Origin of the sequence: Gordonia malaquae NBRC 108250 (genome assembly GCF_000344135.1) — a bacterium.
In the GTDB taxonomy this organism is placed as follows: domain Bacteria; phylum Actinomycetota; class Actinomycetes; order Mycobacteriales; family Mycobacteriaceae; genus Gordonia; species Gordonia malaquae.
Genome location: NZ_BAOP01000033.1, coordinates 38,904 through 52,892 on the forward strand (window position 1 = coordinate 38,904; position 13,989 = coordinate 52,892).

General features: G+C 67.0%; 15 protein-coding genes. 8 read left to right on the forward strand and 7 right to left on the reverse strand.

The features are described 5' to 3' along the window. Positions 1-2 precede the first annotated feature (2 nt). From GM1_RS17705 to thiL, 3 genes are read right to left on the reverse strand one after another with little or no spacing between them, the layout of a single operon-like run. Positions 3-680, reverse strand: coding sequence for a uracil-DNA glycosylase (locus tag GM1_RS17705; protein WP_008381114.1), 678 nt, complete (start codon positions 678-680; stop codon positions 3-5). Continuing rightward, positions 677-1,201: a gamma carbonic anhydrase family protein gene (locus GM1_RS17710; RefSeq protein ID WP_008381116.1), complete on the reverse strand. Its 525-nt coding sequence runs from the start codon at positions 1,199-1,201 to the stop codon at positions 677-679. The genes GM1_RS17705 and GM1_RS17710 overlap by 4 nt, the downstream gene beginning before the upstream one ends. A 20-nt stretch (positions 1,202-1,221) precedes the next feature. Continuing rightward, positions 1,222-2,205, reverse strand: coding sequence for a thiamine-phosphate kinase (gene thiL / locus GM1_RS17715; protein ID WP_008381118.1), 984 nt, complete (start codon positions 2,203-2,205; stop codon positions 1,222-1,224). 61 nt (positions 2,206-2,266) lie between these two features. Here thiL and GM1_RS17720 point away from each other — a divergent pair, with 61 nt between their 5' ends. Together GM1_RS17720 and GM1_RS17725 are read left to right on the forward strand one after the other, a co-directional pair. After that, entirely contained in the window at positions 2,267-2,818 is a 552-nt protein-coding gene (locus tag GM1_RS17720) for a DUF3515 domain-containing protein (RefSeq protein ID WP_008381119.1), read from the forward strand. Positions 2,819-2,830: 12 nt separating this feature from the next. After that, entirely contained in the window at positions 2,831-4,084 is a 1,254-nt protein-coding gene (locus GM1_RS17725; protein ID WP_008381121.1) for a vWA domain-containing protein, read from the forward strand. 18 nt (positions 4,085-4,102) lie between these two features. On the opposite strand, the gene GM1_RS17730 is transcribed toward GM1_RS17725, so the two are convergent. Then, positions 4,103-5,116, reverse strand: coding sequence for an NAD(P)H-dependent glycerol-3-phosphate dehydrogenase (locus GM1_RS17730; protein WP_008381123.1), 1,014 nt, complete (start codon positions 5,114-5,116; stop codon positions 4,103-4,105). A 120-nt stretch (positions 5,117-5,236) separates the two neighbouring features. Here GM1_RS17730 and cofC point away from each other — a divergent pair, with 120 nt between their 5' ends. The 3 genes from cofC to GM1_RS17745 are packed head-to-tail and all read left to right on the forward strand — an operon-like array spanning position 5,237 to position 9,044. Next, positions 5,237-5,902 (forward strand): 2-phospho-L-lactate guanylyltransferase, encoded by a 666-nt coding sequence (gene cofC, locus GM1_RS17735; protein WP_008381125.1) that lies wholly within the window; start codon positions 5,237-5,239, stop codon positions 5,900-5,902. A gap of 29 nt (positions 5,903-5,931) precedes the next feature. Next, positions 5,932-8,148, forward strand: a complete 2,217-nt coding sequence (locus GM1_RS17740; protein ID WP_008381127.1) for an RNA degradosome polyphosphate kinase — start codon at positions 5,932-5,934, stop codon at positions 8,146-8,148. Next, the gene (locus GM1_RS17745; protein ID WP_008381129.1) at positions 8,145-9,044 is read left to right on the forward strand and encodes an NUDIX hydrolase; all 900 of its coding nucleotides are present in this window, start codon (positions 8,145-8,147) and stop codon (positions 9,042-9,044) included. The genes GM1_RS17740 and GM1_RS17745 overlap by 4 nt, the downstream gene beginning before the upstream one ends. Before the next feature lie 20 nt (positions 9,045-9,064). On the opposite strand, the gene GM1_RS17750 is transcribed toward GM1_RS17745, so the two are convergent. From GM1_RS17750 to leuC, 3 genes are all read right to left on the reverse strand, one after another. Then, on the reverse strand, positions 9,065-9,526 hold the full coding sequence (locus GM1_RS17750; RefSeq protein ID WP_008381131.1) for an HU family DNA-binding protein: 462 nt from the start codon (positions 9,524-9,526) through the stop codon (positions 9,065-9,067). Between the two features lie 186 nt (positions 9,527-9,712). Then, a complete protein-coding gene (leuD, locus tag GM1_RS17755) occupies positions 9,713-10,300 on the reverse strand; it encodes a 3-isopropylmalate dehydratase small subunit (protein WP_008381133.1) in 588 nt (195 codons plus the stop codon). A 15-nt stretch (positions 10,301-10,315) separates the two neighbouring features. Then, positions 10,316-11,752, reverse strand: a complete 1,437-nt coding sequence (leuC, locus tag GM1_RS17760) for a 3-isopropylmalate dehydratase large subunit (protein ID WP_008381135.1) — start codon at positions 11,750-11,752, stop codon at positions 10,316-10,318. 79 nt (positions 11,753-11,831) lie between these two features. Here leuC and GM1_RS17765 point away from each other — a divergent pair, with 79 nt between their 5' ends. The 3 genes from GM1_RS17765 to GM1_RS22045 all read left to right on the forward strand — a co-directional run. Continuing rightward, positions 11,832-12,536, forward strand: a complete 705-nt coding sequence (locus GM1_RS17765; RefSeq protein ID WP_008381136.1) for an IclR family transcriptional regulator — start codon at positions 11,832-11,834, stop codon at positions 12,534-12,536. Between the two features lie 18 nt (positions 12,537-12,554). Continuing rightward, positions 12,555-13,052 (forward strand): PPOX class F420-dependent oxidoreductase, encoded by a 498-nt coding sequence (locus GM1_RS17770; protein WP_008381138.1) that lies wholly within the window; start codon positions 12,555-12,557, stop codon positions 13,050-13,052. 256 nt (positions 13,053-13,308) lie between these two features. After that, the coding region (locus tag GM1_RS22045) for a transposase-like zinc-binding domain-containing protein (protein WP_008381140.1) at positions 13,309-13,989 on the forward strand (681 nt) is incomplete at its 3' end.

The following is a 13,989-nucleotide window of genomic DNA, read 5'->3' on the forward strand; positions in this document are numbered from 1 at the left end:
GGTCACGGAAGGCGCCAGTCGACGGGTTCCGCGCCGAGGTCGAGGAGTTCCTCGTTCGCCCGACTGAACGGTTTGGAGCCGAAGAACCCTCGCGAGGCCGACAGCGGCGACGGGTGCACCGATTCGATTGTCGGGACGTCGGGAAGCCATTCGGCGAGATTCCGCGCATCGTTGCCCCACAGGATCGCGACGAGCGGCTCGTCACGAGAAGCGAGTGCTTTGATCGCGCACTCGGTGACGGCCTCCCATCCCTTCTTGCGGTGCGAACCCGCGTCGCCGGGGGCGACGGTCAACACTCTGTTCAACAGGAGGACACCCGCCTCCACCCACGGGGTGAGATCGCCGTTCGACGGCTGCGGGTAGCCCAGGTCGTCGCAGTATTCGGCGTAGATGTTCTGCAGAGACCGCGGGATCGGACGGACGTCCGGTGCGACTGAGAAGCTGAGTCCGACGGCGTGGCCAGGCGTCGGGTACGGGTCCTGTCCGACGATCAGGACCCGGACGTCGTCGAACGGTTGCATGAAGGCGCGCAGCACGTTCTTGCCCGCGGGCAGATAGCGGCGGCCTTCCGCGTTCTCGGCGCGTAGGAAGTCGCCCATCGCGGCGATCTGTTCCTCCACCGGCGCCAGTGCGTGCGCCCATCCGGGATCGAGCAGTTCGATCAGCGGTGTCCGGGTCATCCGTCGATCCTCCGGAGGTTGTCGCGGTAGAACTGCGCGTTCTGGAAGTAGAGTTCGGTGTTGCCCTCGACGTGCCCCTCCGGGACCACGTGGCCTTCGCGGATCTTCGCGGGCACACCGAGCGCCATCGACCGCTCCGGCATGGTGAAACCGTAGGGCACCACCGCACCGGCGCCGACGACGCTGCCCGCCCCGATCGTCGAGCCGTTGAGGACGACCGACCCCGACGCGATCAGGCAGTTGTCGCCGATGTCCGCGCCCTCGATGTGGGCGTTGTGTCCGACGACGCAGCCGGCTCCGATCACGGTGGCGTCGACGAACGTGCAGTGGATGACGGTGCCGTCCTGAATGTTTGTGCGTGCCCCGATGGTGATGGTCCCGTAGTCGCCGCGAAGGACGGCTCCGGGCCACACCGATACTCCGTCGCCGAGCGTGACGGCGCCGATCACGGTCGCGTCGGGGTGGATGAAGACGTCTTTTCCGAGGGTCGGCTCACGATCGCCGAGTGCGTACACAGCCATGCGTCGATCTAAGCATCCGATCAGTTCTCGGTGAACGACTGCCAACCGCGAACTGCGCCGACGACCTCGCCGTCGATGTACGCGCCGTCGCCGTCGGAGACTCGTCCGATGCGCGTCCAGCCCGGCGGGACGTCGCCTGCGGGGAACGCTGCGAGCAGTACGTGGTCCTCGCCGCCTCCGAGGGCCCAGCGCACCGGGTCCACTCCGAGCGCTGCACTGACGGCGTCGAGCCACGCGGCCCGCGGGACCAGGTCGGAGTCGACGTCGAGCCGCACACCGGACGATGCGGCGACGGTGACGAGTTCCTCGACGAGGCCGTCGGAGACATCGGTCATGGCCGTCGCTCCGGCTCGTGCCGCCGCAGGTCCAGCCCTCAGATCCGGCTGAGGCAACCGGTAGGCGGCCACTGCCTCGGCGTGCGTGTCGACGAGGGCAGGATCGGCGCCGTGTTCCACGGCGGACAACACGGCGAGCCCACCCGCCGCTCCCCCGAGGGGCCCGCTCACCGCCAGCAGATCACCGGCACGCGCGCCCGACAGCGTCGCAGGCGCGACGTCGTCGAGGACGCCGATCGAGGTGACCGTGATGACAACGGTCGGAGACGATACGAGATCACCGCCGAGGACTCGAGCGCCGTAGGCATGGGCCTGCTCGACGATGCCCGCATTGAGCGCGAGCAGACGCTCGACAACGGTCTCCGGGGGGCACGCGATGGACACCGTCACCCCGGTCAGCCGTCCGCCCATCGCAGCGATGTCGGCTGCACTCTGCACCACGGCGCGGGCGCCGATCTGCTCCGGTGTCGACCAGTCGAACCGGAAGTGCCTGCCGACGACGGCGGTGTCGGTGCTCACCACGACCGGCCCGTGGGAGAGGAAGACCGCAGCATCGTCACCGGAGCCGATGACCACGTCGCCCGGCAGAGTTCCGGAGGTCCGTCCGACCGCCGCCTCGGTGAACCGCGCGATCAGTTCACGCTCCCCGATCTCACCCACAGTCGTCACGGCGTGAATCCTACGGGTCCCGACGGGCGGCCCCGCATCGTCGGGGACCTACCCTTGACTCATGGCGACTAACCCTGACGACGAGACCGGCCGCGAGGACGCACGACTGAGCCCCGCGTTGATCGCGACGCTGGTCGCCGTACCCGTCGCGGTGATCGCACTGTTCATCACCTTCGCCGCCATCAAGTCCTCCAACCGTCCGGACGCCGATCCGATCCCGGTCGAGAGCTACTCCCTCGCGCAGGGCGAAGGCGCTGATCAGTGCCCGGCGTTCATCAAAGCGCTCCCCGACACCCTCGGCGACTTCACCGACAAGTCCGTCGACGGCTCGACAGTCCGGTGGACGCAGGCCGACTCCGAGCCGATCGTGCTGCGCTGCGGCGTGACCCGCCCGGCCGAGTTGGCACCGACCAGTTCCCTTCAGGTAATCGACCCGGTCCAGTGGTTCATGACCGACACGATCGAGGATCGTGGGCAGGTGTACGTGTGCGTCGACCACCGTCCGTACATCGCGATGTGGATCCCCGTGGGCGCAGGCAACGCACCGTTGACGGATGTGTCGAACCTGATCGCGCGGACTCTCACCCGTGCTCCCCTCGACTTCGGCAAGTAGAGAGTCTCCGGTATGACCCAGTCGCTCACGCGCGGACAGAACGCCTCCCTCCCGTCCGGCGCGACCCGCTTGACGATCGAGGTCAGCGGCGCGTCCGCAGACATCCTCGCCTTCCAGCTCGACACGAATCGCAGGGTCCGGTCCGACGCCGACTTCGTGTTCTTCAATCAGCCTCGCTCACCCGAGGGCGCCGTCACACTCGACGGGCCCACGCGGCTGTCTGTCCACCTGCCGTCGGTTCCCGCAGACGTCTCCCGCATCGCGATCGCCGTCGCCGCGGACACCGCGTTGTCGTCCACCGGCTTGAGCACCACGATCAGGAGCGATGACGGCGCCGTCGTGACCGCGCCCGCCGAAGGACTGACCACCGAGCAGGCCGCGATCCTCGTCGAGGTCTATCGGCGCGACGGCGCGTGGAAGGTCCGCAGCGAATCCGCAGGGTGGACCTCCGGTTTCGCAGCTCTCGTCCGGGAACTCGGAGTGACCGTCGATGAGGAGCCTGCGACAGCGCCCGCACCGACGATTCGCATGGTCAAGGGCGAGGAGAAACTGTCGCTTGAGAAGCGGCAGAAACTGAACCTCCGCAAGGAGGCCGTACACAAGGTGCTGCTCACCAAGGGCGCGGCTGGGGCGACCGCCCGCGTGATCATGGTGATCGACAAGACGGGCTCGATGTCGTCGCTCTATCGGCGAGGCACGGTTCACCGTGCGGTCGAGCGCATGGTTCCGGTGGCGACTCAGCTCGACAGCGACGGCGACCTCGAGGCCTACCTGTACGCGAAGTCGTATGTGAAGCTGCCGAACGTGACCGTGGCGACGGCCGATCTGTGGATCGACACTTTTGTCCACCTCAGCGGCACCCACGGCGCACCGATCACCACGCCGATCGACTACAAGCGGATCGGCGCAGTCAACGAGGAACTGCCGATCATGCAGGCGATCCTCGACGATCTCCCCGACCGCCAGCCCGTGTTGGTCCTCTTCTTCACCGACGGCGGCTTCTATTCGAAGGTCCCGCAGATCCGGAACCTCATCGGCGGCGCGGCCACCCGGCCGGTGTTCTGGCAGTTCATCGGACTCGGAAAGAACAACTTCGGTGTACTGACCGAACTCGACACCCTCGCCGGCCGTGTCGTGGACAACGCAGGGTTCTTCCAGATCGACGACCTCGATCGCATCAGCGACGCCGACCTCTACGACCGCCTGCTCGGCGAGTTCCCCGACTGGCTGCGTGCCGCCGGGGCTGCCGGAATCATCGACCGGTAGACGGTTGCCGTCGAGCGGTCAGGCGTGACTGCCGTACACCTCGGGCTTGGGGCTGCGACCGAGGAGCGCGACGGCCATCTCCTGGACTGTCATGCCCTCGTTGCAGACGGCGTACACGGCTTCGGTGAGCGGCATGTCGACGCCGTGCTGCTGCCCGAGTGCACGGACCGATCGGCATGACTTGACGCCCTCCGCCACCTGGCCGTTGGTGGCCGCCTGCGCCTCGTCGAGCGTCGCGCCCTCACCGAGACGCGCCCCGAAGGTGCGGTTGCGGGACAGCGGCGACGAGCAGGTCGCCACGAGGTCGCCGATGCCGGCCAGTCCGGCGAGCGTGGTGATGTCCGCTCCGAGGGCCGCGCCGAGTCGGATGGTCTCGGCGAGGCCGCGGGTGATGATCGTCGCGATCGTGTTCTGGCCGTACCCCATGCCCGCCGCGATGCCGCAGGCGAGGGCGATGACGTTCTTCGCCGCTCCGCCGATCTCGCAGCCGACGACGTCGGTGTTCGTGTAGGGGCGGAAGTAGCCGGTGCCGAATGCCGCCTGCACGCGCTTCGCCTGCGCCTCGTCGACACAAGCGATCACCGTCGCCGCCGGCTGTTCCAGCGCGACCTCTTTCGCCAGATTCGGACCCGACAGCACCGCGATCTGACGGGCCGGGAAGCCGCTGACCTCCGCGATCACCTCGCTCATGCGCTTCCCCGAGCTGACCTCGACGCCCTTGGCCAACGACAGCAGAATCGCGTCGGGCGAGATGTGATCGAGCCACTGGGCGAGATTGTCGCGCAGTGACTGCGACGGAACAGCGCAAACGACGAGCTCGCGACCGGCCAGTGCCTCGGCGGGAGAGCTGACCGCGGTCAGATTGTCCGGCAGGGTGATTCCCGGCAGATAGTCGCCGTTCTCATGCCCGGTGGTGATCTGCTCGGCGAGTTCAGGTCGGCGCGCCCACATGACCACGTCGTTCCCCGCGTCCGCAAGGACCTTCGCCACCGCTGTTCCCCACGATCCGGAACCCATCACCACAGCACGCACACGAACTCCTCATCCGATCCTCGACGCAAGTGCGTCCAGACTAGTGCCATGCAGCTACCGGCTTCGGCGAAACCGCGTCGGCGGGGGCACCCGGTGGTGCCAACAGACGAATGGAGCACCATGGTCGACATGGGAGTCCGGCCGTCCGCAGCACCCGAGACCACTGTTGTACTCGCGGTCAAAGCTCTCGACGACGCGAAGAGCCGCCTCCGTCCGCTCCCCCCAGCGCACGACGACCGCCCGGCCCTCGTCGTCGCAATGCTCACCGACACGTTGACGGCTGTCGTCGCCGCAGGGCCGCGGCGGATCGTCGTCGTGAGCCCAGACGTCCGCGTGCACACGATCGCCTCCGACTTCGGTGCGGTCACCGTCGACGAACCGACCAGCAGGCCCGCAGGCTGGACTGCGTTGAACGCGGCGCTCGCACACGGCGCCGCCGCCTTCGACGGGCCGATCGCGTATCTGCAGGCCGATCTCCCCGCGATGCGGGCGAGGTCGCTGCAGGAAGCTCTCGACGAGGCGGCGGACGAGCTGGTCGACGCGCCTGCCGCGTTCGTCTCCGACCGGGCGGGAACGGGAACCGCCCTGCTGGTCGCCGGACCGTCGTTCCGACCACTGTTCGGCGTCGGCTCGGCGGCCGCTCACCGGGCCGCGGCGGCGGTGGAGCTCGATCCGGACCACTCACGCTGGCCGGATCTGCGGACCGACATCGACACCCCGGACGACCTCGCCGCCGCACGAGTCCTCGGTCTCGGCGGCACCACGTCGCAGCTGCTCCTGGGCTGATGCCCGTCAGCAGGACAACCTGCGAACACATGCTGCACAATGAACCGGTGAGCCCTGCCGACGACATCGACGAGAAGTCACTCGCCGACGACCTTCCCGCCGCCCTGCCCGCTGAAACGGTGATCCCCGACCTGGACGCGGATCTTCCGGAGAACCGCTACCTGAACCGCGAACTGAGCTGGCTCGACTTCAATTCACGCGTCCTGGCGCTGGCCGAAGACGTGTCGATGCCGCTTCTGGAGCGGGCCAAGTTCCTCGCGATCTTCGCCTCGAACCTCGACGAGTTCTTCATGGTCCGTGTCGCGGGACTCAAGCGCCGCGACGAGACCGGCCTGTCGGTCCGGTCCGCGGACGGCCGGTCGCCGCGCGAGCAGCTGCAGATGATCGCTGCGCGCGCGCAGAAGATCGCCGCTCGCCACGCGGGTGTGTTCCTGAACTCGGTGATCCCCGCCCTGACGGCGGAGAACATCCGCATCGTCGAGTGGGCCGATCTCAGCGAAGCGCAGCACAAGAGGCTCCGTGAGCACTTCCACAACGAGCTGTTCCCGGTCCTGACGCCCCTCGCCGTCGACCCCGCGCACCCGTTCCCGTACATCTCGGGCCTGAGCCTCAACTTGGCGGTCAGCGTCCGGGAGGGTTCCGAGGGCGGCGAGCACTTCGCTCGTGTCAAGGTGCCGGACAACGTGAGTCGCTTCATCCGCGTCGATCCGTTGACCGCCGACGCCGACCGCGCCGCCGACGAATCCGTTCCCGCACCCGCGCTGTTCCTTCCGCTCGAGAAGCTGATCGCCGCGAACCTGTCGGAGCTGTTCCCCGGCATGCAGATCGTCGACCACCACGTCTTCCGCGTCACTCGCAACGCGGACTTCGAGGTCGACGAGGACCGCGACGAGGATCTCCTCCAAGCCCTGGAGCGTGAACTCGCGCGCCGACGGTTCGGGTCGCCCGTCCGCCTCGAGGTGGGCGAGGACATGAGCGAGCACATGCTCGAGATGCTGCTCCGTGAACTCGATGTGGATCCGGCCGACGTCATGACGCTGCCCGGCCTGCTCGACCTGACGTGCCTCTGGCAGATCTACGGCATCGACCGCCCGAACCTCAAAGAGCGTCCGTTCGTCCCGAAGACGCATCCTGCGTTCGGTGAGCGGGAGACTCCCAAGAGCATCTTCTCCACGCTGCGTGACGGCGACGTGCTGGTGCACCACCCGTACGACTCGTTCTCGACGAGCGTTCAGCGGTTCATCGAGCAGGCCGCCGCGGACCCCCAGGTCCTGGCCATCAAGCAGACGCTGTACCGGACGTCGGGCGACTCCCCGATCGTGAACGCCCTGATCGACGCCGCCGCCGCGGGCAAGCAGGTCGTGGCGCTCGTTGAGCTCAAGGCGCGTTTCGACGAGCAGGCCAACATCAAGTGGGCCCGCAAGCTGGAGCAGGCGGGCGTCCACGTGGTCTACGGCCTGGTCGGCCTGAAGACGCACTGCAAGACCTGCCTAGTGGTCCGCCGTGAAGGCTCGACTCTGCGTCGCTACTGCCACATCGGCACCGGCAACTACAACCCCAAGACTGCGCGCCTCTACGAAGACGTAGGCCTGTTCACCGCCGCGCCCGAGGTCGGAGCGGACCTCACGGACCTGTTCAACACGTTGACCGGGTACTCGCGCAAGCAGGACTACCGCAATCTGCTGGTGGCGCCTGCCGGCATCCGCAAAGGCATCGTCGAGCGGATCCACGGCGAGATCGCCGCGCTGCAGGCGGGTGACACTCGCGCACGGGTGCAGCTCAAGGCGAACGCGCTCGTCGACGAGAAGGTCATCGATGCGCTGTACCGCGCATCGCAGGCGGGTGTGCCGGTCGACGTCATGGTTCGCGGCATCTGTGCTCTCAAGCCGGGGGTGCCGGGGATCAGCGACAACATCGTCGTCCGCTCGGTGCTCGGCCAGTTCCTGGAGCATTCGCGAATCCTGCACTTCGGTGCACAGGACGAGTACTGGATCGGCAGCGCCGACATGATGCACCGGAACCTCGACCGGCGTGTCGAGGTGATGGTGCAGGTGCGTGATCAGCGTCTGGTGGCCGATCTGCAGGACATCTTCGACTCGGCGATGGACCCGCGCACACGCTGTTGGGAGCTCCGCGCCGAAGGTGCATGGGAGGCACTTCCCGCGGCAGGCGAAGAGGTCCGCGACCATCAGCGTCGAATGGCCCAGCGCACGCGTCACCACATGGAGCAGAACTCAGCGGGATGAGTTCTCCGCGGAGAGTCGTCTGGGCCGCCGGAGGTGTTCTCTGGCGGCACGCCGAGGTCGGTGTCGAGGTGGCGATCGTGCATCGTCCCCGGTACGACGATTGGTCTCTGCCGAAAGGCAAAGCCGAGTCGGGTGAGCTCCTGGTGACGACCGCGGCTCGCGAGATCGTCGAGGAGACCGGCTACGAGATCCGCATGGGTCGACAACTGTGCACCGTGGAGTACCGACTGCACTCCGGTGCGCAGAAGAAGGTCGGTTACTGGGCGGTCGCGGCGACCGGAGGCGAGTTCGTGCCGAATCACGAGTGCGACGAACTGCGGTGGGTCGGGGTGGAGCAGGCGACCGCCCTCGTCAGCTACTCGGCGGATCGTCGGGTGCTCCACGAGTTCGGGTCACAGGACGTCGTCGACCTCCGGACGTTCGTCGTGGTCCGACACGCCAAGGCCGGCAGGCGGTCCCGCTTCCACGGTGACGACCGGCAGCGTCCACTTGAACCGGAGGGACGCCGCCAGGCGGCGGCTCTGGTCGACCTGTTGGGATTGTTCGGCGCGCATCGCCTGCACGCCGCCGACCGACTGCGCTGCATCCAGACGTTCGAACCGTTGGCCGACGCGTTGCGCACCGACATCGTGAGCGAGCCGTTGTTGTCGGAGGAGGCATACCTCGCCGACCCGGACGCCTCATTCGGCCGACTTCGCAAGATCGCGTCGCACGGCGGCGCGGTGCACGCGGTGTGCAGTCAGGGCGGTGTGATCCCACCCGTCCTGGAGCGGTGGGCCGAACTCGACGGGGTCGAGGTCCCGGCGTCGCGCAACCGCAAGGGCAGTGTGTGGGTTCTGACGTTGCGTGGCGACGCTCTCGTGTCCATCGACCACATCCCGAGCCCCATCGCCTGAGCTCGGGCGCTGCAGTCAGTTCAGCTCTTCTTCGCGGCAGCCTTCTTCGCGGGAGTCTTCTTGGCCGCGGTCTTCTTCGCAGCGGTCTTCTTCGCGGGAGTCTTCTTGGCCGCGGTCTTCTTCGCAGCGGTCTTCTTGGCGGGAGACTTCGGCTCGGCTTCGGGGGCGGCGCGTTTCACTGCGGGCTGGTCGTCTGTGATGGGCTGCTCGCCTGCGACGATCGCCTTGAACTGGGCACCCGGCCGGAACGACGGGACCTGCGTCGCCTCGACTCTGACCGTCTCCCCGGTTCGCGGATTACGTGCTACTCGCGCCGCTCGGGCGCGCTTCTCGAAGACGCCGAAGCCGGTGATCGTGACGCTCTCCCCCTTGTGGACTGCACGCACGATGGTGTCGATCAGCTGCTCGACAGCGGCTGTCGCAGTCTTTCGATCGGCGTCGAGGCGCTTGGTGAGTTCCTCGACGAGCTCTGCTTTGTTCATCCAAACCTCCGCGGATCACGCCGACCGGTCGTGTCAGCCCGTTGGTATTAGCTACGTCACACCGTAGGAGGTCATCTGTTGCCTCACAGCGACTTTAAGGAAATTTCGTTTGCTCTGTTCACAGCAGAACACCCGCCGCGACGCGTTGACGGACGTCGAGACGGGTGTTCAGCGGGAGTTCGGCTACTACAGGGTGACCGGTTTGAACGACGGTCGCTCCGCTTCGTACGAGTCGATCGCGTCGGTCTGACGCAGAGTCAGGCCGATGTCGTCGAGGCCCTCCATCAGGCGCCAGCGGGTGTAGTCGTCCACCTGGATCGGAACCACGAGGTCGCCCGCGGTGGCGGTCATGTCCTCGAGGCTGACGGTGATCTCCAGCCCGGGTTCGGCGTCGAGTCTCTTCCACAGCAGTTCGACGTCGGCCTGTTCCACCTGCGCGGCGACGAGTCCGGCCTTGCCGGAGTTGCCACGGAAGATGTCCGCGAAGCGGGACGAGATGACAACGCGGAAGCCGAAGTCCATGAGTGCCCAGACGGCGTGCTCACGGGACGATCCGGTGCCGAAGTCCGGACCGGCGACGAGCACCGACCCGTTCGACCACGGTTCGTTGTTCAGGATGAAGTCCGGGTCGGCTCGCCAGCCGGCGAACAGGCCGTCCTCGAAGCCGGTGCGGGTGACCCGCTTGAGGTAGACGGCCGGGATGATCTGGTCGGTGTCGACGTTGCTGCGCTGCAGCGGGACGCCGACGCCGGTGTGGGTGATGAACGGTTCCATGTCAGTTCCTCCTGCTCAGACCAGATCGGCCGGTGCGGCCAGGTATCCGCGCACGGCGGTTGCGGCGGCGACGGCCGGCGACACGAGGTGCGTCCGACCGCCCTTGCCCTGACGGCCCTCGAAGTTGCGGTTCGACGTCGACGCGCACCGCTCGCCCGCCGAGATCTGGTCGGGGTTCATTCCGAGACACATCGAACAGCCCGCCATGCGCCATTCGGCGCCCGCCGCCGTGAAGATCTCGCCGAGGCCTTCTTCATCGGCCTGAGCTCGCACCTTCATCGACCCGGGGACCACCAGCATTCGCATGCCGTCGGCGATCGTCCGGCCGTTCAGGACCTCGGCCACGGCCCGCAGGTCCTCGATGCGGCCGTTGGTGCACGAACCGACGAAGACGGTGTCGACCTTGACCTCGCGCAGCGGGGTGCCGGGCGTCAGGCCCATGTACTCGATGGCGCGCGACGCGGCCAGCGACTCGGTCTCGTCGACGATGTCGGCGGGGTCCGGGATGCTGGCGCCAAGCGGCAGACCCTGCCCGGGATTGGTCCCCCAGGTGACGAACGGGGTGAGCTCGGAGGCGTTGATGTGGACCTCGCGATCGAACACGGCGTCGTCGTCGGTGCGCAGGCTGCGCCAGTACTCGACTGCGGCGTCCCAGTCGTCTCCCTGCGGGGCGTGCGGGCGGCCCTTGAGGTACTCGAAGGTGATGTCGTCGGGGGCGATCATGCCGGCGCGGGCGCCGGCCTCGATGGACATGTTGCACATGGTCATGCGCGCTTCCATCGACAACTTCTCGACGGCCGGGCCGCGGTATTCCAGGACGTGGCCCTGTCCGCCGCCGGTGCCGATCTCGGCGATGACGGCCAGGATCAGGTCCTTGCTGGTGACGCCGTCGGGCAGTTCGCCGTCGACCGTGATGGCCATCGTCTTGAACGGGCGCAGCGACAGGGTCTGGGTGGCCATGACGTGCTCCACCTCGGAGGTGCCGATGCCCATCGCGAGCGCGCCGAACGCTCCATGGGTCGAGGTGTGGCTGTCGCCGCACACCACGGTCATGCCGGGCTGGGTGAGTCCCAGCTGCGGGCCGACGACGTGCACGATGCCCTGCTCCGCGTCGCCCATCGGGTGCAGGCGGACGCCGAACTCCTCGCAGTTGCGGCGCAGTGTCTCGACCTGCAGCGCGGACACCTGGTCGGCGATCGGGCTGAAGATGTCGACGGTGGGGACGTTGTGGTCCTCGGTCGCGATGGTGAGGTCGGGGCGACGGAGCTTGCGCCCTGCCACACGCAGGCCGTCGAAGGCCTGCGGACTCGTGACCTCGTGCACCAGGTGCAGATCGATGTAGATCAGATCCGGATTCGTGTTGCCACTCGCGTCGACCTCGCCCGGAACGACGACGTGGTCGTCCCACACCTTCTCGGCCAGGGTCCGCGGCTTGGCGGTCGTGTCATTCATGCGCCACTTGCCTCTCCAAACGCCTCCGGGGGCTGCCGTCAGCATTTGATCTCAGTATTTGGACAGCTAGTATCGTCCTATGGGAAAGGATAGCGGAATCGGCGTGCTGGACAAATCTGTTGCGGTCCTGACGACCGTCGCAGCCGCGCCACGCAACCTCAACGAACTCTGCGAAGCCACCGGACTGCCTCGCGCCACCGCGCACCGCCTCGCCGTCGGACTCGAGGTCCACGAGCTGCTGACCCGAGACGACACGGGCCGTTGGACGCCGGGACCAGCGCTGGCTCGCCTCGCCGCGACGGCCCGTGACGACGTCCGCGAGGCGGCGTTGCTCGTCCTGCCTCGGCTGCAGGAGTCCACCGGCGAGTCGGTCCAGTTGTACCGCAGGGAGGGTTCCGAGCGGGTCTGCATCGCGGCGTCCGAGCCGCCGACCGGGCTTCGGGACACGGTGCCCGTCGGCACCCGGTTCACCATGGCCGCAGGGTCTGCGGCGAAAGTACTCGCCGCATGGGCCGCCCCGGACATCCGCGACGCACTGATCCCCGATTCGGTGTACACCGAACGCTCACTCGCCGACATCCGACGCCGCGGGTGGGCACAGAGCGCCGCCGAGCGGATCGACGGCGTCGCCAGCGCCTCGGCGCCCGTGCGCGACGCCTCCGGCTCCGTCGTCGCAGCCGTCTCCATCTCCGGCCCCATCGGTCGACTGGGACGTCGACCGGGTGAACGTTTCGCCGCCGAACTCATCCGTGCGGCCGACGCCATCGGTGCACGCCTGCAGTGACTTCGCTAACGTTCGATCATGGGAACGAAGCAACGCTCGCAGATCGTGATGTCCGACGACGAGATCACTGAATTCATCAATCAGCACCGCACCGGCACCTGGGCCACCCAGGGCAAGGACGGAATCCACCTCATTGCCATGTGGTACGCCGTGATCGACGGCGAGATCTGGATCGAGACCAAGGCGAAGTCGCAGAAGGTCGTCAACCTTCGACGCGACCCGCGCGCCACCATCCTGATCGAGGACGGACTCACCTACAACGCGCTGCGCGGCGTCAGCATCGAAGGCACGACGGAGATCCACGACGATCCGGACACCTGCCTCGCCGTCGGGATCAGCATCTGGGAGCGCTACAACGGGCCCTACACCGACGACCTCAAGCCCGCCGTCGACGCCATGATGAACAAGCGCGTGGCAGTCCGCCTCATCCCGACCCGAATCCGCTCATGGGACCATGGCAAGCTCGGGCTCCCCGACATGCCGCTCACCGGATCCACCGCCGAGTTCTACACCTGACATCACACGCGTGTAGATCGTTACCCGCTCCGGGTAACGATCTACACACATAACGAGAAAGGCCTCCGACCGCTTATGCGATCGGAGGCCTTACTAGTTTTGTAGCCCCGACGGGACTCCGTCGCTGCGCTCCTCCTCGAATCACAGCGCTGAATCACAAAAAGGGTTAAAGGCCAAAATGTGTGTACAGAATCGCCGATTTCTACCCTCTGACCTGGAGTGATCGCGGAGTGAACATGCTTTGAGAGCATGTTCGGTGTCAGGTCCTCGGAATTCGCCACGGTGCGGTGTATGTGGTCGCAAGCTCGTCAAGAACGGAACCACCAGCGCTGGCCGCACCCGCTGGCGCTGCAAGAACTGCGGTGCCTCCAACACCCAAAGCCGCCCGGATATCACCCGCAAAGCCGAGGTGGAGGCCTTTCACACCTGGCTCCTGCACGGCCGACACCCTGCAGGGGTCAGCGCACGCACCTTCCGCCGCGCTCGGTCGTGGTGCTGGAACATCCAGGTCCCACCGCCGGCCCCGCCCACGACGCCGGCTCAGGTGGTGATGCTCGATGGCACCTACTTCCAATCCTGGTGCCTGCTGATCGCCTTCGACGGCCGTCACGTTCTGGACTGGCAATGGTGCGATCAGGAGAAGAAGGTCGCCTGGCAGCAGATCCTGCAACGCCACCCCGCCCCGCACGTCGCCGTCATCGACGGCGGCCGCGGCCTGCACGCAGCAATCACCGAGCACTGGCCCACCACCCGGATTCAACGCTGCTACTTCCACATCTTCCAGACCGTCCGCCGCCACCACACCTACCGGCCACGCCTGGATGCCGGCCGCGAGATCCTCGCCCTGACCAGGGCATTGATGAACATCCGCAATCCCGATCAGGCCATCACCTGGATGCAGGCCTACATCGATTGGGAACAGAAGTACGACCAGTTC

What these genes read in the sequence shown, in the direction of transcription:
- GM1_RS17765 (WP_008381136.1), top strand. Translation starts at nt 11,832, where the DNA reads ATGGGAAAGGATAGCGGAATCGGCGTGCTGGACAAATCTGTTGCGGTC.
- cofC (WP_008381125.1), top strand. Translation starts at nt 5,237, where the DNA reads ATGGTCGACATGGGAGTCCGGCCGTCCGCAGCACCCGAGACCACTGTT.
- GM1_RS17705 (WP_008381114.1), bottom strand. Translation starts at nt 680, where the DNA reads ATGACCCGGACACCGCTGATCGAACTGCTCGATCCCGGATGGGCGCAC.
- GM1_RS17710 (WP_008381116.1), bottom strand. Translation starts at nt 1,201, where the DNA reads ATGGCTGTGTACGCACTCGGCGATCGTGAGCCGACCCTCGGAAAAGAC.
- leuD (WP_008381133.1), bottom strand. Translation starts at nt 10,300, where the DNA reads ATGGAACCGTTCATCACCCACACCGGCGTCGGCGTCCCGCTGCAGCGC.
- GM1_RS17745 (WP_008381129.1), top strand. Translation starts at nt 8,145, where the DNA reads ATGAGTTCTCCGCGGAGAGTCGTCTGGGCCGCCGGAGGTGTTCTCTGG.
- GM1_RS17740 (WP_008381127.1), top strand. Translation starts at nt 5,932, where the DNA reads ATGCTGCACAATGAACCGGTGAGCCCTGCCGACGACATCGACGAGAAG.
- leuC (WP_008381135.1), bottom strand. Translation starts at nt 11,752, where the DNA reads ATGAATGACACGACCGCCAAGCCGCGGACCCTGGCCGAGAAGGTGTGG.
- GM1_RS17770 (WP_008381138.1), top strand. Translation starts at nt 12,555, where the DNA reads ATGGGAACGAAGCAACGCTCGCAGATCGTGATGTCCGACGACGAGATC.
- GM1_RS17720 (WP_008381119.1), top strand. Translation starts at nt 2,267, where the DNA reads ATGGCGACTAACCCTGACGACGAGACCGGCCGCGAGGACGCACGACTG.
- GM1_RS17725 (WP_008381121.1), top strand. Translation starts at nt 2,831, where the DNA reads ATGACCCAGTCGCTCACGCGCGGACAGAACGCCTCCCTCCCGTCCGGC.
- GM1_RS17750 (WP_008381131.1), bottom strand. Translation starts at nt 9,526, where the DNA reads ATGAACAAAGCAGAGCTCGTCGAGGAACTCACCAAGCGCCTCGACGCC.